16 protein-coding genes and 12 tRNA genes are annotated in these 18947 nt (G+C 46.0%); 4 read left to right on the forward strand and 24 right to left on the reverse strand.

Annotated elements, in window-relative coordinates; all coding sequences use genetic code 11:
• Nucleotides 1-116 precede the first annotated feature (116 nt).
• Nucleotides 117-542: a nitric oxide-sensing transcriptional repressor NsrR gene (gene nsrR, locus VER99_RS13090; protein WP_014233198.1), complete on the reverse strand. Its 426-nt coding sequence runs from the start codon at nt 540-542 to the stop codon at nt 117-119.
• Nucleotides 543-652: 110 nt separating this feature from the next.
• Here nsrR and hmpA point away from each other — a divergent pair, with 110 nt between their 5' ends.
• Nucleotides 653-1837 carry an NO-inducible flavohemoprotein gene (gene hmpA, locus VER99_RS13095; RefSeq protein ID WP_020336181.1) on the forward strand — a complete coding sequence of 395 codons (1185 nt, stop codon included), beginning with the start codon at nt 653-655 and terminating at the stop codon, nt 1835-1837.
• A gap of 70 nt (nt 1838-1907) precedes the next feature.
• Here the strand turns inward: hmpA and motX are convergent, their stop codons facing one another.
• Together motX and VER99_RS13105 are read right to left on the reverse strand one after the other, a co-directional pair.
• Nucleotides 1908-2543, reverse strand: coding sequence for a flagellar protein MotX (gene motX / locus VER99_RS13100; protein ID WP_020336182.1), 636 nt, complete (start codon nt 2541-2543; stop codon nt 1908-1910).
• Between the two features lie 242 nt (nt 2544-2785).
• Nucleotides 2786-4102 (reverse strand): adenylosuccinate synthase, encoded by a 1317-nt coding sequence (locus tag VER99_RS13105; RefSeq protein WP_014233201.1) that lies wholly within the window; start codon nt 4100-4102, stop codon nt 2786-2788.
• Between the two features lie 162 nt (nt 4103-4264).
• Here VER99_RS13105 and VER99_RS13110 point away from each other — a divergent pair, with 162 nt between their 5' ends.
• Nucleotides 4265-4450, forward strand: a complete 186-nt coding sequence (locus tag VER99_RS13110) for a DUF2065 domain-containing protein (RefSeq protein ID WP_014233202.1) — start codon at nt 4265-4267, stop codon at nt 4448-4450.
• A gap of 75 nt (nt 4451-4525) precedes the next feature.
• Here VER99_RS13110 and hflC read toward each other — a convergent pair whose 3' ends face one another.
• From hflC to tsaE, 8 genes are all read right to left on the reverse strand, one after another.
• Nucleotides 4526-5506: a protease modulator HflC gene (gene hflC / locus VER99_RS13115; RefSeq protein WP_014233203.1), complete on the reverse strand. Its 981-nt coding sequence runs from the start codon at nt 5504-5506 to the stop codon at nt 4526-4528.
• A gap of 2 nt (nt 5507-5508) precedes the next feature.
• Nucleotides 5509-6711 (reverse strand): FtsH protease activity modulator HflK, encoded by a 1203-nt coding sequence (gene hflK / locus VER99_RS13120; RefSeq protein ID WP_014233204.1) that lies wholly within the window; start codon nt 6709-6711, stop codon nt 5509-5511.
• 45 nt (nt 6712-6756) lie between these two features.
• Nucleotides 6757-8046 carry a ribosome rescue GTPase HflX gene (hflX, locus tag VER99_RS13125; RefSeq protein WP_014233205.1) on the reverse strand — a complete coding sequence of 430 codons (1290 nt, stop codon included), beginning with the start codon at nt 8044-8046 and terminating at the stop codon, nt 6757-6759.
• Between the two features lie 38 nt (nt 8047-8084).
• Entirely contained in the window at nt 8085-8348 is a 264-nt protein-coding gene (hfq, locus tag VER99_RS13130) for an RNA chaperone Hfq (RefSeq protein ID WP_014233206.1), read from the reverse strand.
• Nucleotides 8349-8541: 193 nt separating this feature from the next.
• Nucleotides 8542-9474, reverse strand: coding sequence for a tRNA (adenosine(37)-N6)-dimethylallyltransferase MiaA (gene miaA, locus VER99_RS13135; RefSeq protein ID WP_014233207.1), 933 nt, complete (start codon nt 9472-9474; stop codon nt 8542-8544).
• The gene (gene mutL, locus VER99_RS13140; RefSeq protein WP_020336183.1) at nt 9471-11501 is read right to left on the reverse strand and encodes a DNA mismatch repair endonuclease MutL; all 2031 of its coding nucleotides are present in this window, start codon (nt 11499-11501) and stop codon (nt 9471-9473) included. Before mutL ends, miaA begins: the two co-directional genes overlap by 4 nt.
• A 17-nt stretch (nt 11502-11518) precedes the next feature.
• Complete coding sequence (locus tag VER99_RS13145) at nt 11519-13234, reverse strand: N-acetylmuramoyl-L-alanine amidase (RefSeq protein ID WP_020336184.1); 1716 nt, start codon at nt 13232-13234, stop codon at nt 11519-11521.
• Nucleotides 13228-13692 (reverse strand): tRNA (adenosine(37)-N6)-threonylcarbamoyltransferase complex ATPase subunit type 1 TsaE, encoded by a 465-nt coding sequence (gene tsaE / locus VER99_RS13150; protein ID WP_014233210.1) that lies wholly within the window; start codon nt 13690-13692, stop codon nt 13228-13230. The genes VER99_RS13145 and tsaE overlap by 7 nt, the downstream gene beginning before the upstream one ends.
• A 313-nt stretch (nt 13693-14005) precedes the next feature.
• Here tsaE and queG point away from each other — a divergent pair, with 313 nt between their 5' ends.
• Nucleotides 14006-15133, forward strand: coding sequence for a tRNA epoxyqueuosine(34) reductase QueG (gene queG, locus VER99_RS13155; RefSeq protein WP_020336186.1), 1128 nt, complete (start codon nt 14006-14008; stop codon nt 15131-15133).
• Nucleotides 15134-15746: 613 nt separating this feature from the next.
• On the opposite strand, the gene VER99_RS13160 is transcribed toward queG, so the two are convergent.
• The 13 genes from VER99_RS13160 to orn form a co-directional block, all read right to left on the reverse strand.
• Nucleotides 15747-15823, reverse strand: a tRNA-Met gene (locus tag VER99_RS13160).
• Between the two features lie 39 nt (nt 15824-15862).
• Nucleotides 15863-15938, reverse strand: a tRNA-Gly gene (locus VER99_RS13165).
• A 32-nt stretch (nt 15939-15970) separates the two neighbouring features.
• Nucleotides 15971-16047, reverse strand: a tRNA-Met gene (locus tag VER99_RS13170).
• A gap of 39 nt (nt 16048-16086) precedes the next feature.
• A tRNA-Gly gene (locus tag VER99_RS13175) sits at nt 16087-16162 on the reverse strand.
• A gap of 37 nt (nt 16163-16199) precedes the next feature.
• Nucleotides 16200-16275, reverse strand: a tRNA-Gly gene (locus tag VER99_RS13180).
• 37 nt (nt 16276-16312) lie between these two features.
• Nucleotides 16313-16388 (reverse strand) — tRNA-Gly (locus VER99_RS13185).
• A 32-nt stretch (nt 16389-16420) separates the two neighbouring features.
• Nucleotides 16421-16497: transfer RNA gene (locus VER99_RS13190), tRNA-Met, on the reverse strand.
• Nucleotides 16498-16536: 39 nt separating this feature from the next.
• Nucleotides 16537-16612: transfer RNA gene (locus VER99_RS13195), tRNA-Gly, on the reverse strand.
• Nucleotides 16613-16630: 18 nt separating this feature from the next.
• Nucleotides 16631-16707: transfer RNA gene (locus VER99_RS13200), tRNA-Met, on the reverse strand.
• 39 nt (nt 16708-16746) lie between these two features.
• Nucleotides 16747-16822 (reverse strand) — tRNA-Gly (locus VER99_RS13205).
• A gap of 18 nt (nt 16823-16840) precedes the next feature.
• A tRNA-Met gene (locus VER99_RS13210) sits at nt 16841-16917 on the reverse strand.
• Nucleotides 16918-16958: 41 nt separating this feature from the next.
• Nucleotides 16959-17034 (reverse strand) — tRNA-Gly (locus tag VER99_RS13215).
• A gap of 156 nt (nt 17035-17190) precedes the next feature.
• The gene (orn, locus tag VER99_RS13220; protein WP_020336188.1) at nt 17191-17736 is read right to left on the reverse strand and encodes an oligoribonuclease; all 546 of its coding nucleotides are present in this window, start codon (nt 17734-17736) and stop codon (nt 17191-17193) included.
• 129 nt (nt 17737-17865) lie between these two features.
• Between orn and rsgA the strand changes: the two genes are divergently transcribed.
• The gene (gene rsgA, locus VER99_RS13225; protein ID WP_020336189.1) at nt 17866-18930 is read left to right on the forward strand and encodes a small ribosomal subunit biogenesis GTPase RsgA; all 1065 of its coding nucleotides are present in this window, start codon (nt 17866-17868) and stop codon (nt 18928-18930) included.
• Nucleotides 18931-18947: the final 17 nt, after the last annotated feature.

Here is an 18947-nt window from a genome sequence, read left to right on the forward strand (position 1 = left end):
AGGCACGCCTATCTAGCAAGGAAGGTATAGAGCTAGTATATCCGAGTCTCTCGATAAGCTACAGAATTGCTTTGAAAAAAGAACGATCGAGATCGGCACTAAACAGACAAGATAGTTTATGGACGCTCTAATAAGATCAAAAGCTCAGAATTGTCCCTGAGTAACTCTTCAATCGTGCAGTAATCCAATTCCGCTAAGAAAGCGCTTTTGGCTTTCGCTAACTTATCTTTCAGTCGACAGGCTGGCGTGATGTGGCAAAAATCTGCGCTGCAGTTCACCAAATCTAACGGTTCCAAATCGCGGACAACACCACCAACCGTGATCTCAGCAGCAGGCTTCATCAGACGGATACCGCCATTCTTGCCACGTACAGTCTGTACATAACCCAATTGACCAAGCCGGTTAATCACCTTAACCATATGGTTACGTGATACACCAAATAAATCAGTCACTTCAGTGATATTTGTCAACTCATCTTTTGGCAATGAAGCCAGATAGATCAAGGTTCTCAGCGCGTAATCGGTGAAGCTGGTTAACTGCATATTGCTATCCTCTCTAATAGGAAAAGTGTAAATCTTTTCTTGATTGAAAGATACATTTGAGATACAACTTTAAACATGCATTATAAATACAACTTAAATTAGGAAGCCCCATGCTCAGCAATCAGACCATTGAAATCGTAAAAGCAACCGCACCACTTATCGCCGAAACAGGACCAAAACTGACCGCACATTTTTATGATCGTATGTTTACTCACAACCCTGAGTTAAAAGACATTTTTAACATGAGCAACCAGCGCAATGGTGATCAGCGTGAAGCGTTATTTAATGCTATCTGTGCATACGCGGCGAATATTGAAAATTTACCGGCTCTGCTTGGTGCGGTAGAAAAAATTGCGCATAAACACACCAGCTTTTTGATCACAGCGGACCAATATCAAATTGTCGGTTCACATCTATTAGCAACCATTGACGAACTATTCAATCCGGGTCAGGAAGTATTGGATGCATGGGCAGAAGCTTATGGCGTGCTAGCCAATGTGTTCATTCAAAGAGAAGAGCAAATTTATCAGGCGAATGAAGCCTTGGAAGGTGGCTGGCGTGGATTGCGTGAATTCGAACTTGTCACAAAACAAGCAGAAAGCGAACACATCTGCAGTTTTGTGTTTAAACCAACAGATGGTCTTAACGTCGCAGCCTATAAGCCAGGGCAATATGTGGGTATCTACATCAACAGCGATAAGTTTGATAACCAAGAGATCCGCCAATACAGCCTCTCTTCTGCGGCACAAGAGAACACGTACCGCATCTCGGTTAAACGTGAACAAGATGGTAAGGTATCCAACTATCTGCACGATGAGCTTAACGTTGGCGATAAAGTAAAACTGGTCGCTCCGGCGGGTGACTTCTTTATGGACGTAGAATCGAACACTCCTGTCGTACTGCTCTCTGCTGGCGTAGGCTTAACGCCGACACTTTCTATGCTGGAGAGCTTGTCTGCGCATCAAGCGCCAGTAACTTGGGTACACGCGACGGAAAATGGTCAACAGCATGCCTTTAAGCAGCATGTGAACCAAATTGTCAGCTCACAAGATAACGTCAATGCGCTTGTCTGGTATAACCAACCGACAGCCGAAGATAAACTTGGTGAAGACTACCACTTCACTGGTTTCGTCAACCTAAAGGAAATTGAAGCTGCGCTTAAGCAAACCAATGTTCAGATTTACTTCTGCGGCCCTGTTGGGTTTATGCAGTATGTCGCCAAGCAGCTTATCGACCTTGGCGTTCCACAAGAACAGTTTCATTACGAGTGCTTTGGCCCACATAAAGTCATTTAAAGTCATATCGTTAAAAACAGCAAAGCCCACATCTGTGGGCTTTGTTGTATGTATTCAATCGTGAGCAATTTTACCAGAAAGTATCTCGCCGCTTAGCTCGGGCGATAATATTTTCAGGCATACGCTGCTCAAGGCCATTTCGTAAAAGAGTAATTCGTTTGTGCTGGCGTTTATCGGCCGTTACCGAGTTATACAACCAGCGGTAAGCATCTTCATAGTCCAGAGGGCTGCCGTAATCACGCAGGAGCAACTCCGCAAGTTGAATGCGTGCATTGAGGTTCCCCATGGATGCCGCTTCGCGCAGATAAGGGATCGCACGTTCTTTGTCCTGCTGAACCAAGGTACCAAGAGAGTAATAGCGCCCAATTTGTTCTAGCGCGGCTGGTAATCCTTGCTGGGCAGCATTCTCCATATAGTAGAGCCCAAGTTCCACATCTTGCTCAACACAGACACCCCAAGCCAGCATATCGCCATACAAAAACTCATACGCAGGCAGGCTAATTCGAGTCGCGCGAGCAACAATGTCTTCCACCAACTGGCAGTTGTCAGCGCGCACACGCTGTAAGTGCTTATTCTGCTCAATAAGCGTTATCAGTTCTGCTTCGGTGTAAATGGGAACAGGCGCTCCAACATCAGAGGCACTCGCCCGAGATGCAACCGTCGCCAGCATCAGTAACAGTGAAGCAGCCACTGTTCGTAACTTCATAAACGTACTCTTCAAGGTGTCTGAGAAACAAAAAATCGCCAAAGGATCTGCTCTGCTTGATAAGATTATCGGCAAACCTGCCCTGAGCTTTAGACAATTTTTGCCCCTCACCACCGAGAGACGGCAACAAGTTGCCACATTGAGACGCGTGTTCCACAACCGCAGCATTCCATTGCACAAAAGTATCAGACACAAAAAAGCCGACCTTAAGGTCGGCTTTCAAAATCTCTAACGAGTCGTCATTAAGATTCGAATGGGTGAACCTTGATGATAGTTTCGTTACGGTCAGGACCAGTTGAGACGATGTCTACTGGCACGCCAGTTAGCTCTTCGATACGCTTGATGTAGTCTAGAGCCGCTTTTGGTAGGTCTTCTAGTGCTTTAGCACCAAATGTGTTTTCAGACCAACCTGGCATTGTTTCGTAGATTGGCGTTGCTTTTTCAAATGCTTCAGCAGCCATTGGCGAAACTTCTAGTACGGAGCCATCTTCCATCTTGTAACCAGTACAGATTTTTAGCTCTTCTAGGCCATCTAGTACGTCTAGTTTAGTTAGACAGAAACCAGAGATAGAGTTGATTTGGATAGCACGACGCATTGCTACAGCATCAAACCAACCAGTACGACGTAGACGACCAGTTGTTGCACCAAACTCATGACCTACAGTACCTAGGTGCTTACCGATTGGATCTTGCTTGTCTAGACCGTCGTATAGTTCAGTCGGGAATGGACCAGAACCTACACGCGTACAGTAAGCTTTCGCGATACCAAGGATGTAACCAATGTGGCGAGGACCAAAACCAGAACCTGCAGCAACACCACCAGCAGTTGTGTTAGAAGAAGTTACGTATGGGTAAGTACCATGGTCGATATCTAGTAGCGTACCTTGAGCACCTTCAAACATGATCTTGTCGCCGCGTTTACGAGCAGAGTCTAGCTCGTCAGTTACGTCGATAACCATTGAAGTTAGTAGCTCAGCGTAGCCTTTCGCTTCTTCCAGTACAGCTTCGTAGCTTACTGGTTCCGCTTTGTAGAAGTTTACTAGCTGGAAGTTGTGGTATTCCATAACTTCTTTTAGCTTCTCAGCAAATGCTTCCATATCGAATAGGTCGCCAACGCGTAGACCGCGACGAGCAACTTTATCTTCGTATGCTGGACCGATACCACGACCTGTTGTACCGATAGCTTTTTTACCGCGAGCGATTTCGCGAGCTTGGTCCATTGCAATATGGTATGGAAGAATTAGAGGACATGCTTCAGAAATGAAAAGACGTTCGCGTACTGGAATACCACGCTCTTCAAGAGGTTTCATTTCTTTAAGTAGAGCTTCAGGTGATAGTACTACACCGTTACCGATAACACATTTTACGTTATCGCGAAGGATACCTGATGGAATTAAGTGAAGAACGGTTTTTTCACCGTCAATTACGAGAGTGTGGCCTGCATTGTGACCGCCTTGGTAGCGTACCACGTACTTTGCATCTTCAGTTAAAAGGTCTACGATTTTACCTTTACCTTCGTCACCCCATTGGGTGCCTAGAACGACTACGTTATTTCCCATCTTTCCAAGTCTGATTGCTAGTTAAAAATGGATTCTAGCACCGAATCGGACTTCTTGCAGTCATTTTTTGTTCACAGACTTAGAGCTGCAACGTAATCGACCATTTCAGAAGCAACATATCACTGATAATATTTAGCTTTATAAATTGGTTTAGGAAGCTTTATGTCTGAGTCGATATGGCTGGCTGTAGGGCTAGTATTAATTGTTGAAGGGATTGGTCCGCTGGTAGCGCCGAATGGCTGGCGAAATATGGTCGCCCAACTCAGTGAGCAACCCAATAATCAGCTGCGTCGTATTGGCGGCTGTCTGGTCGTTGCTGGTGCTGTCATTGCTATCATGATGAGTTAACGACCCTCACCTTACATAACTACTAGATACAAAAAAGGCTCCTGATGGAGCCTTTTGCATAACTAGAGGGAAGCTTTATTCAGCTTTTACACCTTTAGAATTATTCATGTACTGGAAGAAGTCACTCTTCGGATCCAGAACAAGGATATCGTTCTTAGAGCTGAACGACTTCTCGTAGGCTCTTAGTGAACGTAGGAAGCTGAAGAACTCAGGATCCTTGTTGTAAGCATTAGAGTAAATCTTCGCTGCTTCTGCATCCGCTCCACCTCGTGTAACACGAGCTGTTTTGTCGGCTTCAGCCAGAATTGTCGCAACTTCAAGCTCAGCTTGAGCACGAATAACTTCCGCTTTCTCACGGCCTTGAGAACGGTGTTTACGAGCTACCGACTCACGCTCTGCGCGCATACGACGGTAGATAGATTCACTGATCTCATCTGGCAGGTTGATTTTCTTCATTCGGAAGTCAACTACACGCACACCTAAGTCTTTCATCGCGCTTTCACGTGTGTCTTTCAACACGTTAGACATGATTAAGTCACGCTCACCATCGATTTCTAGTGCTTCACGAGCAGCTTCAGTCGTAACTTCATCACTGCTTGCATCTTCTGGTAGAACGTCGTTATTACGTGGGCCAGAAACGATTTGCTTGATTTCACGAGCACCGATTTCAGAACGAAGCACGTCAGTCACTTTACGTTCAAGAAGTGCTTCTGCCGTTAGCGAGTTACCGCCACCTGTTGCCAGGTAGTAACGTCCAAAATCTTCAATACGCCACTTCACGTAGGTATCAATGATAACGTCTTTTTTCTCAGACGTTACAAAACGGTCAGCACGGCCGTCCATTGTTTGGATACGTGCATCCAGAGTCTTCACACGATCAAACAATGGCATTTTGAAATGCAGACCCGGTTCGTAAATTCGAGTGATGTCGTTGTTGTCTTTCAGAACACGACCAAATCGAACGACGATACCGCGCTCACCTTCAGGAATCACAAATAGAGACATCAGCATCAATGCCAGTGCGATTACCAATACAGGGATCATTAACTTACGCATTCTTAGTATCTCCCTTGACGTGAACCAGTTGAACGAGACTGCGTGTTCGAGGTGTCTTCTTGTGTACGCTCAGACTCTAGTTGAATTTGATCGTAGGTTGAAGAAGACTTCGACTTACGTTTGGTGTCAGTTTGACCTTCTTGACCCGACAATTTATCAATCGGTAGGTAAAGCAGGTTACCGCTTGATTCAGAGTCAATCAGCACTTTAGAAGTACTTGTGTAAACTTCTTCCATCGCGTCGATGTACAGACGGTCACGAGTTACACCTGGAGCTGCTTGGTATTCTGGAAGTAGCTGTTCAAACTGTGCAACCTGACCAAGAGCTTCATTGGTAACGCGTTCGCTGTAACCTTGCGCTTCTTTCTTCAAACGCTCAGCACGACCCGTTGCTTTTGGCAGAATCTCGTTTTTGTAAGCTTCTGCTTCACGGATGAAACGCTCTTCATCCTCTCGCGCTGCAATCGCGTCATCAAACGCATCTTTAACCTGTTCTGGCGGACGTGCAGACTGGAAGTTCACATCAACAAGCACAAGACCCATATCATAGCTATCCATGATTTGGTTCAGTGTCTCTTGAGTTGTTTGACGAATTTGCTGACGACCACTGGTTAGAATGCTATCCATCAGTGAGTCGCCAATTACCGCACGTAGAGCAGAGTCCGTTGCCTGACGTAAACTGTCGTCAGCATTGGTTACTCGGTATAGGTATTTGTATGGGTCAGTAACGCGATACTGAACGTCCATGCCTACCGTCACAACGTTTTCATCTTTAGTCAGCATTAGACCAGATGCACGAAGTGAACGAATCGCCTGTACGTTAACCGCTTCATACTCATCAATAAAGCGAGGACGCCAGTTCAGACCTGGCTCTACGATACGATCGTATTTACCTAAACGCAGTACTACACCACGCTCTGCTTCACCGATGGTATAAAAACCAGCGAAGAACCAAACAGCAACAGCAATCAATGCAATCACACCAAAGCCAATTGCGCTGCCACCACCGCCGAGTGGAGAACCACCGCCGCCTTTTTTACCAAATTTGCCGCCCAGCTTCTGACTCAGTTTATTGAACACTTCATCTAAATCTGGCGGACCTTGATCTCGGCCACCAGGACGCTGGCCACCACGATTATTATTACCCCAAGGGTCGTTATCGCGGCCATCATTGCCGTTGTTATTTCCAGGCTCATTCCACGCCATTAGAAAGCTCCATCATTTGATATGACGTTATACTGTAGCAGTCCTTTAAGTGACTATAAAGCCAGTCAAAACTGCCCCTTCTCTTTTTTCAAGTCTAGACCAATCTACTTGCTGCATTCGAATATCGATCAACAAGTTACCTTCCTGGTCGTATTCTTCACGCTGAATACAATTCATTTGGAAGAATGTACTACGGAACCGTCCTTGATACTGTGGAGGAATACACAACTGATGCTCAACCATTTGTGACGCCAGACGTTCTGTCAGCGCTTCAAACAGGAGCTCGATGCCCATTCCTTCCATTGCAGATACCCAGACCGAACGAGGTACGCCTTCCTCATCACGCTCTATACGCGGATTCTGCGATTCTAGATTGTCAATTTTGTTCATGACAACCAGACTCGGCACTTCGTGCGCGTCGATCTCTTCTAGTACTTCATGAACAGCTTGAATATTCTCACGAAAACGCTCATCACTGGCATCAACAACATGTAACAAAATGTCAGCTTCTTGCGTTTCTTGCAAGGTTGCTTTGAAGGCTGCAACTAAATCGTGAGGCAAATGTCGAATAAAACCAACGGTATCTGCAAGTATGGCAGGTCCCACGTCTGCTAGCTCGATCTTACGTAATGTAGGGTCCAAAGTAGCAAACAACTGGTCTGCGGCATATACACCCGCTTCAGTAATACGGTTAAACAGTGTCGACTTACCCGCGTTGGTGTAGCCCACGAGAGAAATCGTTGGGATTTCAGCTCGATTTCGGGCGCGACGCCCTTGTTCACGCTGCTTGGCCACTTTTTCTAAGCGGCGCAGGATGGCTTTGATTCTGTCACGCAATAAACGACGGTCGGTTTCCAACTGGGTTTCACCAGGACCACGTAGACCAATACCACCTTTCTGCCTTTCTAGGTGCGTCCAACCACGAATCAAACGAGTAGAGATATGACGAAGTTGAGCCAGCTCTACCTGTAGCTTACCTTCATGTGTTCGCGCTCGTTGAGCAAAGATATCGAGGATGAGACCAGTGCGATCGAGAACTCGACATTTGCACAGTGTTTCGAGGTTACGTTCTTGGGCAGGAGAGAGGGAGTGATTAAAAATCACAATTTCAGCGCCAGTTAATTGTACTGCTGTAGCAATTTCCTGAGCCTTACCCTCTCCGACATAGTATTTCGGGTGTGGGGATTGACGACTACCAGTTACCACTTGTAGCGTCTCTACCCCAGCAGAAGAAACCAGCATTTCGAACTCAGCCAGATCTTCCCATTCACCTTCTTGCGTGAAGTTGATATGAACAAGTACGGCTCGCTCACCGGATTCATAACGGTCAAACAAGCAATCAACTCCTTACTTTAAAAATATTCGATGAAGAATTAATCTTCAGATTTCTCTTGTGGACGATCACCTTGGGTACGTTCACCGCTGTGGTGGCTCACTGGACGAGCCGGCACAACTGTTGAGATCGCGTGCTTGTACACCATTTGGTTAACAGTGTTTTTCAAAAGAATCACGAATTGATCGAATGATTCGATCTGACCTTGTAGTTTAATACCATTCACAAGGTAGATAGACACTGGGATACGCTCACGACGTAGCGCGTTTAAGAATGGGTCTTGTAGAGATTGCCCCTTAGCCATTTTTATTTTCCTTATTTAATTTGTAGTTGTAATTATTTAGCTAGTGGTGCAATGCAAAAAGTACTGCTTTTGCATCTGAGCTAAACGAATCAAAATGCACTCTAAGTAATTAGCAGCATAGTCTAAAAACCGCCAACCACTGTTCCTTTCAGAGCGCGTTCACGCAAAAACGATCACATTATACACAGCTATCTCAATCAGATGCTATTGCTTCCGAAATGGTTTCGAGAGACTGTTCAATGTTATCACTATCCAACCAAGTTAAGTCATCCCAGCTGCGTAACCAGGTGATTTGACGCTTGGCCAATTGACGAGTCGCGCATACTCCGCGAAAAATGGCTTCTTCGCGAGTGCACTCCCCATCTAAATACTCCCACATCTGTCTATAACCGACGCAACGGATAGACGGAAGATCTGGGTGAAGATCTTTGCGAGCATATAATGCTTTCATTTCATCTTCGAAGCCCGCTTCCATCATTTTTTCGAAGCGCAGTTCAATGCGACGGTGAAGTTCTGCCCTATCCTTGGGAGCTATTGCAAACTGCTTGACCCGGTACGGAAGGCGTTCACCTTTCGTTTGAGTCAACTCAGTTAGAGTTTTACCTGAAATTCGAAAAACTTCCAATGCCCTAGATAAACGCTGGGGATCATTAGGATGAATTCGCTCCGCAGAGACAGGATCAATCTCTTTCAGTTCATCGTGCAACACCGACCAACCTTTAGTCAATGCTTCTTGTTCAATTTGCTGACGAATTTCAGGATTTGCAGCAGGAAGAGGTGATAAGCCTTCAAGTAATGCTTTGTAATAGAGCATTGTACCGCCAACAAGTAACGGAATTTTTCCTTCTGCAACAATATCATCCATAGCCTGTAACGCATCGCGACGGAAATCCGCTGCGGAGTATGACTCGCTAGGATCCAAAATATCAATCAGTCGGTGAGGCGCTAAGCTAAGCTCACGTTCATCAGGCTTGGCAGTCCCGACATCCATTCCTTTGTAGATCAAAGCCGAATCGACGCTGATGATCTCAACCGGAAACTTCTGACGAAGTCTAATCGCGAGTTCTGTTTTACCTGATGCAGTTGGTCCCATTAAAAATAGAGCCAACGGTAGTTTTTCTGTCATGGTGTTAATTTGGCTATCGTGGCAGAGAAATCAACAGCAGATACAAACTGAGTATCTTCTAATGGCAATTGGCCATGCCTTAGCTGTTCAAGTTCCGCAATAATTTGAATGGCTTCGGAGAGAGTATAATTGCTTTTTACTGTCGTTACCCGCAAAGCAAGCCAATCGATCAGTGCAGAAAGCATTTGAGTGGCAGTCTTCTCACCCTTCACCCACGTTTGCGCGTAAGATAACAGATCTGGTACCAAATTTTGTAAGTTTTGTTGACGCAATGGTGCTGGTACGCCCATGACCATCAATGCTTTGTCATTTCTGGCTTTAAGCTGTATACCGAGCTGGGCGAAATCTTGTTGATAATCCTCTGCTAACCTGACTAACTCTGCGTCCAACTTTAACGACAAAGGTACGAGTAAAGGTTGTGCTTTTAATGCGCCTTCACTTGGCGTTAGCTGCCCCTTGACTCGATAAAATTCCGCGCGTGGTAATGAAACCAATGCCACGCCACTGTCACTGCTCATCAGGACAAACTGCTCATCCACCACAGCGAGTGCTTTACCTAATGCCGTCACTTGAGGCAAAGGTGCTTGCTCTCTCGATGTAGCGACAACCGCATTTTCGATCGGCTTAGGTTCGAAGTCTGGCGTTTTCAAAAGCTCATGATAAGCACGAACTTCTTGTTTACTCGGAGCAGGTTCCGCATGACGCTCTTTGCTCTGAGTCGGCTTTGGAGCGGGCTTAGATTCAATCCAGTCCGAACGATGATAAGAATCTGACTGACGAGCCTCACGCACAGACGACTCTGAAGAAGAACGCTCGCGTGGTTTTGCCTCATAGTCACTTCGTCCCGGATAAGTCGGTGTTTTGTCTATCGCCTGATAAACTCGTTCAGGAACGGGAGAAGAGACCTTGTCTTCTTTAATCGAGGCTTCTGAAATCGAGGGGGCTGAGTCAACATCGCGTTCCTGAATTGGGGAAGACGGCTCAGCGTGATGAAAGGCAGATTCATTGACATGTGGCTGTTCAATGACCGCACTTTGTACCAGTGCATCGGTTAATGCCTGATAGATAAAGTCATGCACCAGTCGAGCCTGATGGAAACGCACTTCATGTTTGGCTGGGTGGACATTCACATCCACCTGATGCGGATCGAGTTCAATGAACAGCACGTATGCCGCAAACTGATCCGGCTTTAAGCTCATTTCGTAGCTCTGGCGGATAGCATGATTAATCAGCTTGTCACGCATCATGCGGCCATTCACATAGCAATACTGCAAATCACTTTGCTGCCGAGCACCATCTGGCGTTGTGATCCAACCATGCAGCTTCAGACCCTGATGCTCTAATTCAATACGGAGCATGTTACGGACAAAAGCATTACCGCATACGGCTGCAATGCGCTTTTCCGTTTGTAGTTGATTTTTTGCTGCGCGATATTGGCGGATAATTTTTCCGTTATGGCGCACAGTAATCGACACGTCAAACCGGCTCAGTGCGATACGCTTTAGCAGCTCATCAATATGGGAAAATTCCGTTTTCTCGGTACGAAGAAATTTACGACGTGCAGGGGTATTGAAGAAAAGGTCCAACACTTCTACCGTGGTACCAATAGGGTGTGCGGCAGGTTGCAGTTTGACCTGCATTTCGCGCCCTTCGGAATACGCACTCCACGCCTCTTCTTGCGCTGCGGGACGCGAGGTTAAGGTCAAGCGTGAGACTGAACTGATACTCGCGAGGGCCTCACCACGAAAGCCCAAACTCATGATCGCTTCTAAGTCATCCAAACTATGAATTTTGGATGTGGCATGACGACTTAATGCCAAGCCTAACTCATCTTTCGCAATCCCTTTACCGTTATCACGAACACGGATGAGCTTAGCTCCCCCTTTCTCGATATCGATATCGATGCGGGTAGCGCCGGAGTCGAGGCTGTTCTCAACCAACTCTTTGATGACAGAGGCAGGTCTTTCGACCACCTCCCCTGCTGCTATCTGGTTGGCGAGCCTGGCTGGTAGTATTTTAATCGTCATAACGCGTTAAAGATCACTTATTTATTTGGGATGATCAGCACTTGTCCTACCGCAAGTTCATCTGAACGTAAGTTATTCGCTTCACGAATACTTTGCACGCTCACGTCGTACTTCGATGCGATCTTACCAAGGTACTCACCTCGTGAGACTTTATGTTTACGGATCGGCTTGTCCTTCACCGCAACCGTCACCTTCAGTTTCTGACCTACCCACAGCGTATCTGATTTGAGATTGTTTTCGCGGCGAATATCAGAAACCTTCACTTTGTAATGGCTGGCAATCTTACCTAAAAATTCACCAGACTTAACGGTGTGAGTGATGGTTTCTGTCTCCACCGTGATCGGCTTGCTTGGCACGTTGATGTTACCAGCCGACGGAATTCTCAGTTTCTGGCCAATTCCTAACCCGCTCGATTTCAAGTTATTTTCAGCCATTATCGCTTTCGAGCTTGTCCCGTATTTATTCGCAATCACCGATAAAGATTCGCCGCGCTTCACAATATGCACCATCGGTTTCGATGAAGGTGAGAATACGGTGCCTTCTGGCGGGTTATCCTTTAGATACTTGACTACCGCCTTCGATATCGACTGTGCCAGTTTGTCTTGGTGTGCACGCTGGAACAATAATTTCTCTTCGGTCGGGTTTGAGATAAAGCCCGTTTCGACCAATACCGATGGGATCTGCGGAGAGCGTAATACCGCCAAGCTAGTGTTGATAGGTTTCGTGTTGTGCAAGTGAGCAACACGTCCCATTTCACCAAGGATTTCGGTCGCTAGCTTATAGCCTTCCTTCTGCGAATGACTGAACTGCAGATCCAGCAACGTTTGGTTGACGTTACGATCTTTGGTATTGCTGACAAATGCGTTACCCGATCCACCTAAAAGCTCAGACTGCCTCTCATGATTCTCAACCCAACGGGAAATTTCCGTATTCGCACGACGCGTGTTCAGTACGAATACCGAACCACCACGAGGTCGTGGAGAGGTAAACGCATCCGCGTGAATTGATATCAGCAGATGAGCATCATTCTCGCGAGCAATCGCGACACGTCGATTCAGGTTAACAAAATAGTCCCCACTGCGGGTCAGTCGAGTTTTGATGCCCGGTGTCGCATTCAACTGAGCAGCAATCTTACGAGAAATACTCAATACCGCGTCTTTTTCATACTTACGACGAGAAGGTCCAATTGATCCCGGATCTTCACCACCATGACCAGGGTCGATAACAATCAACACCTCTTGAGCACGCTGAACTGAGCTCATGTCTTTGCTGGTTGTGGTTTTTTCTTCTGACTTCGTTGTGGTTGTCGCCGTTTTTGTACCATGCGGAAGATCAATGACCAAACGGTGACCATATTGCCCACCTGGTGTCGGGCTCAGTTTGAATAGCTCAGCTTGAACGCTTTTTTTCAGTTCAAAAACGAGACGATAAGTGCCCGTTTCCGGAGGTGAGCTTTTTCGCACTCGCGTCAAAACAGGGCTATCAGAGACAGTCACCGGCAATTTGGCTTGCATGGTGGCGTCTTTCAAATCCACAACCAGTCTATCCGGTTCGGATAATGAGAAATAGGAGTAGTCCGCTTCCGAGCCTAAATCGATGACAACGCGAGTCTCATCTGGAGAAGGCCAAACTCGAAAGCTTTTAACGACGTTAGCAAATGCTAAACTGGGGATGATAAGGAGAAAAGTGGCGACAAACGTCGCCACTACTCTAAAATTTGAAAAACTCAACATAGCTCCAATCGACTGAGTAACTGCACACCATAATCATTATTCGCGATGAGTTCGGCGATACGGCCTTCACCTTGATAACGGATGTTCACATCAAGATCTGGCTCAGGCAGTAAGCCTTGACCCTTTTCTGGCCACTCAACCAAACAAATCGCATCATCAGTGAAATAATCTCGAATTCCCATGAATTCTAACTCTTCAGGATCCGCAAGACGATATAGGTCAAAATGGTAAACTTGCCACTTATCCAATTGGTATGGTTCAACCAAGGTATAAGTTGGACTTTTTACATTTCCTTGATGCCCAAGAGCACGGACAAACCCACGACTGAAGGTTGTTTTACCTGCGCCCAAATCACCATGCAGATAAATTGTCGTTTGTTGAGAACAAAGCTGAGCCAGAGCGGTGCCCAGTGCTACCGTTTCATGCTCATCTTTTAAATTAAATTGTTTCGTGCTCATTGATGCTTCTCTAACTAATGATCGTTGACTATATAAAAATCAAAAGAACAGGAATAGTAAACCGTGTTGGTTTTGAGAGACAAGCTTTCAAATGTCATATATGCGAAAAAAGTAGCCACAAAACGGTATCTTATTTGTCAGCTCTCTACTTCAAGCCATATGAGTTTAGCTCTCCAATATAAGAATGCAGGAGATAGCAAAAGGTTCCATTATAAATATCATTAAATAGCATACTTTTATAAGTGCGACTTTACGCTAGAACCAATACAAGAGATCCGTTAAGATCCGCCCCCCATTTATCTCGGTGGTAACCATGAACTACGAACAACTCGCACAACAAATCAAAATTTGGGGAAAAGAACTCGGCTTTCAAAAAGTGGGGATCTGCGATGTTGACCTAAGTGAGCATGAGGCCGCACTGCAACAGTGGCTGGATGCCGGGTATCACGGTTCTATGGACTGGATGGCTCGACACGGCATGATGCGCGCGCGACCACATGAATTACTGCCGGGAACCATACGTGTTATCAGTGCGCGTATGGATTACCTACCGCCAGAAGCGCAATTCGCTTCAAACCTTGCCAATAAAAACCACGCCTACATCAGTCGTTATGCCCTAGGACGTGACTATCACAAACTCGTAAGAAAGCAGCTCAATAAACTCGGTAAATTAATTGAAGAAGAAGTCGGTAAGTTTGGCTACCGCCCTTTTGTTGATTCCGCCCCGATATTAGAGCGACCACTGGCTCAAAAAGCTGGGCTAGGTTGGACCGGGAAACATTCTCTGATCTTGGATAAAGACTGTGGTTCTTGGTTCTTTCTGGGCGAGTTACTGATTGATTTGCCATTGCCGGTTGATCAACCAAGTGTTGATCAGTGTGGAAAATGCAAAGCGTGTATCACTTCATGTCCGACGCAAGCGATTGTAGACGACAAAGTGGTGGATGCACGACGTTGTATCTCCTACCTGACCATCGAGTTCGATGGCATCATTCCAGAAGAATTTCGAAAACCAATGGGGAACCGAATTTACGGCTGTGATGATTGCCAACTGGTGTGTCCATGGAACCGATATGCCGATATCACCGAACAAGAAGACTTTCACCGCCGTGATAGTTTTCAACACCCAGACTTAGTCGATATGTTTGGTTGGGATGAAGCCGCTTTCTTAAAGAACATGGAAGGCTCCGCGATTCGCCGAATTGGTCACTTACAATGGCTGCGTAATATTGCTGTCGCACTTGGCAACGCAGAATACAGTCAACGTGTCATTGATGCGCTTGTCTCTCGTCAGGGAGAAAGTGACTTACTCGATGAACATATTATCTGGGCATTGAATCAGCAGCTGAACCAAACTCCGGTCAATGAGACTGAGTCAGTTGAAACGAAGAAAAACCGTTTAATCAGGATTGTAGAGAAAGGCTTACCGAGAGATGCATAAGGCGTAGTCTATATGCAAAAGATTGAAATGCTTTTTTCATGCGCAATTCATGACCTCGTTCTCAATTTTGTAATGTGGAAAAAAATTTGAGATTAGATAAAAAAGAGGTAGGAAAAAAAAGTTAAACACAATCCCAGTAAATGACTAGGATCAAAAAAATACAATGTAATGATCGTATTTTAACAACCAAGATCTATGCAGTTGTGCTTTTTTTCTTTATTTAACAGCTAGTTAAAACAAAATCCAATCACAATTCAAACACTTAAAAAATAAAAGATCTTCGTTTACTAACAAATAATGTCAAGCTAAAAACACTTTATCAACCAAGTTATCCACAGAACGCTGTATGTGGATAAGTCTGTTAATGAAAGATAGCAAAAACACTCGCATACCAGAGCACTATTGTGTCTGCCGATTCATATAATGTTTTCAACACAAACGAAAACACCCGACATCATACAATGCGGATTAAAATTTATTTTAGGGGAGTTATGCTTCACAGCATGATGAAAAGAGCGATGTGGATTGGTTGCGGGGGCTGGATTTGATCCGAGCGGCGCATCCGTCGACGACCTGAGGGTTATGATAAATAACAATCAAACTGTCTTGAATTTGGTTGCGGGGGCCGGATTTGAACCGACGACCTTCGGGTTATGAGCCCGACGAGCTACCAAGCTGCTCCACCCCGCGTCCGTATTTCACTGTTAAGCACAATGAGAGCTATCAAACTGGAGCGACACACGAGGTTCGAACTCGTGACCTCAACCTTGGCAAGGTTGCGCTCTACCAACTGAGCTAGTGTCGCATGATTAACCGCTAGTGCGCTTAATCTTAATTTGGTTGCGGGGGCCGGATTTGAACCGACGACCTTCGGGTTATGAGCCCGACGAGCTACCAAGCTGCTCCACCCCGCGTCCGTATTTCATTGTTAAGCACAATGAGAGCTATCAAATTGGAGCGACACACGAGGTTCGAACTCGTGACCTCAACCTTGGCAAGGTTGCGCTCTACCAACTGAGCTAGTGTCGCATTTTGTCACTGTTAAGCACAATGAGAGCTATCAAAATGGAGCGACACACGAGGTTCGAACTCGTGACCTCAACCTTGGCAAGGTTGCGCTCTACCAACTGAGCTAGTGTCGCATTTTGTCACTGTTAAGCACAATGAGGGCTATCAAATTGGAGCGACACACGAGGTTCGAACTCGTGACCTCAACCTTGGCAAGGTTGCGCTCTACCAACTGAGCTAGTGTCGCATGATTAACCGCTAGTGCGTTTAATCTTAATTTGGTTGCGGGGGCCGGATTTGAACCGACGACCTTCGGGTTATGAGCCCGACGAGCTACCAAGCTGCTCCACCCCGCGTCCGTATTTCACTGTTAAGCACAATGAGAGCTATCAAATTGGAGCGACACACGAGGTTCGAACTCGTGACCTCAACCTTGGCAAGGTTGCGCTCTACCAACTGAGCTAGTGTCGCATATTCTCACAAGAGAATTGGTTGCGGGAGCCGGATTTGAACCGACGACCTTCGGGTTATGAGCCCGACGAGCTACCAGGCTGCTCCATCCCGCGTCCGTATTTCATTGTTAAGCACAATGAGAGCTATCAAATTGGAGCGACACACGAGGTTCGAACTCGTGACCTCAACCTTGGCAAGGTTGCGCTCTACCAACTGAGCTAGTGTCGCATATTCTCATAAGAGAATTGGTTGCGGGGGCCGGATTTGAACCGACGACCTTCGGGTTATGAGCCCGACGAGCTACCAAGCTGCTCCACCCCGCGTCCGTAATCATCATTCAAAGCATGATGAGCGCTTATCAAACTGGAGCGACACACGAGGTTCGAACTCGTGACCTCAACCTTGGCAAGGTTGCGCTCTACCAACTGAGCTAGTGTCGCATTCACAACGTTTCCGTTGTTCAGGGCTGCGAATTATAAGAGCATTTTTTTGTGATGCAAGTCCTTCCTTCAAAAAAACTTTAAATTTTTACTGAATGATGAAAAAGCAAGCAAAACAACCATGAATGACAACTATTTAGATCGCAGCCTTAACAATTAAATCTTAAAGATTGTCTCGCGATAGTACTTCAGTTCAGCAATAGACTCACGAATGTCATCTAAAGCCAAATGTGTACCTTGTTTAGAAAAACCATCCAGCACTTCTGGTTTCCATCGACGAGTAAGCTCTTTCAGCGTGCTGACATCCAAATAACGGTAGTGAAAATATTCTTCCAGCTCTGGCATGTGCTTGTACAAGAAGCGACGATCCTGGCCAATGCTGTTACCACAAATTGGAGAAGCGCCTTTAGGCACCCACTGCTCTAGGAAAGCAATAGTTTGAGCAACCGCATCTTGTTCAGTCACTTTGCTGTTGCGAACACGCTCAACCAAGCCACTTGCGGTATGGGTATTGGTGCACCAGTCATCCATCTTAGCCAATTCTTCTTCCGGCTGATGAACTGCAAGTACCGGCCCTTCAGCCAAAATATTTAATTCGCTATCGGTGACAATAGAAGCAATTTCTATGATTTTGTGCGTTTCAGGATCGAGCCCCGTCATCTCTAAATCAACCCATATCAGGTTTTGATCGCTAAAGGACATGGTTACGCCGCCTATTTGTTTATCGATAAAAAAGGTACTATACCTCAAAATACTTGAAACACGATACTCACTAACTTGAGCCGAGAGCGAGCTCAATAGCTTGAGTTAACTCATATTAAGTACAAAATTGTGGCTAAAAAGAAAAAGTTAACCAAAGGTCAGGTACGACGCGTTCGTAACAACCAACAGAAACGTTTGAAGAAACAAGAAGAGTCCATCCAATGGGATGAGAACATGCTAGGCGCGAGTAAACAGGGCTTAGTGATCACCCGTTTTGGCCAACATGCTGATATTGAAGATTTAGATACGGGGCAGGTCCAACGCTGTAACCTTCGTCGCGGTGTTGAATCTCTGGTTTCTGGAGACCGAGTACTGTGGCGCGAAGGTCTCGAGTCGATGGCTGGAATATCTGGTGTGGTGGAAGCGGTTGAACCTCGTACTTCAATGCTGACTCGACCGGACTACTACGATGGCCTAAAACCCGTCGCGGCGAACATCAACCAAATGGTGATTGTCTCTTCTGTTTTGCCAGAGCTTTCGCTCAATATCATCGACCGTTACTTAGTTGCTGCAGAGACACTCAGCATTGCGCCTTTACTCGTTCTGAACAAAGTCGATCTGCTTGAAGATGATGATCGTACGACGTATGAAGAATGGCTAAAAGAATATGAGCGCATTGGCTATAAGGTACTGTTTGTCAGCAAGAAATCTGGTGAAGGCATTAAGGAGCTGGAAGCTCAGTTACGCGATCGTATTAACATATTCGTCGGTCAATCGGGTGTAGGCAAATCCAGCCTGGTAAACGCCCTGATGCCAGAACTCGAGCAAGAAGTGGAAGAAGGCGAAATTTCTGAAAACTCAGGATTAGGTCAACACACAACAACGGCCGCACGTCTTTACCACATCCCGACAGGTGGCGATTTGATTGACTCCCCGGGGGTTCGTGAGTTTGGTCTGTGGCACTTAGAAGCAGAAGAAGTCACGAAAGCGTTCGTCGAGTTCCGTCCATATCTTGGTGGCTGCAAATTCCGAGACTGTAAACACAATGATGATCCTGGCTGTATTCTGCGTGAAGCCGTGGAGAAAGGTGAAGTAAGCGAAGTTCGGTTTGAGAACTACCATCGTATTCTCGAAAGCATGGGCGAGAATAAGGCAAACCGTCAATATTCTCGCAGTAAGAAAGCGGATCTGTAACCGAATTGTCGCCGCAA

This window comes from Vibrio natriegens NBRC 15636 = ATCC 14048 = DSM 759 (assembly GCF_035621455.1).
GTDB classification, from domain to species: Bacteria; Pseudomonadota; Gammaproteobacteria; order Enterobacterales; family Vibrionaceae; genus Vibrio; species Vibrio natriegens.

Coding starts and splice junctions, on each gene's coding strand:
- nsrR (WP_014233198.1), bottom strand. CDS start 542: ATGCAGTTAACCAGCTTCACCGATTACGCGCTGAGAACCTTGATCTAT.
- hmpA (WP_020336181.1), top strand. CDS start 653: ATGCTCAGCAATCAGACCATTGAAATCGTAAAAGCAACCGCACCACTT.
- motX (WP_020336182.1), bottom strand. CDS start 2,543: ATGAAGTTACGAACAGTGGCTGCTTCACTGTTACTGATGCTGGCGACG.
- VER99_RS13105 (WP_014233201.1), bottom strand. CDS start 4,102: ATGGGAAATAACGTAGTCGTTCTAGGCACCCAATGGGGTGACGAAGGT.
- VER99_RS13110 (WP_014233202.1), top strand. CDS start 4,265: ATGTCTGAGTCGATATGGCTGGCTGTAGGGCTAGTATTAATTGTTGAA.
- hflC (WP_014233203.1), bottom strand. CDS start 5,506: ATGCGTAAGTTAATGATCCCTGTATTGGTAATCGCACTGGCATTGATG.
- hflK (WP_014233204.1), bottom strand. CDS start 6,711: ATGGCGTGGAATGAGCCTGGAAATAACAACGGCAATGATGGCCGCGAT.
- hfq (WP_014233206.1), bottom strand. CDS start 8,348: ATGGCTAAGGGGCAATCTCTACAAGACCCATTCTTAAACGCGCTACGT.
- miaA (WP_014233207.1), bottom strand. CDS start 9,474: ATGACAGAAAAACTACCGTTGGCTCTATTTTTAATGGGACCAACTGCA.
- mutL (WP_020336183.1), bottom strand. CDS start 11,501: ATGACGATTAAAATACTACCAGCCAGGCTCGCCAACCAGATAGCAGCA.
- VER99_RS13145 (WP_020336184.1), bottom strand. CDS start 13,234: ATGTTGAGTTTTTCAAATTTTAGAGTAGTGGCGACGTTTGTCGCCACT.
- tsaE (WP_014233210.1), bottom strand. CDS start 13,692: ATGAGCACGAAACAATTTAATTTAAAAGATGAGCATGAAACGGTAGCA.
- queG (WP_020336186.1), top strand. CDS start 14,006: ATGAACTACGAACAACTCGCACAACAAATCAAAATTTGGGGAAAAGAA.
- orn (WP_020336188.1), bottom strand. CDS start 17,736: ATGTCCTTTAGCGATCAAAACCTGATATGGGTTGATTTAGAGATGACG.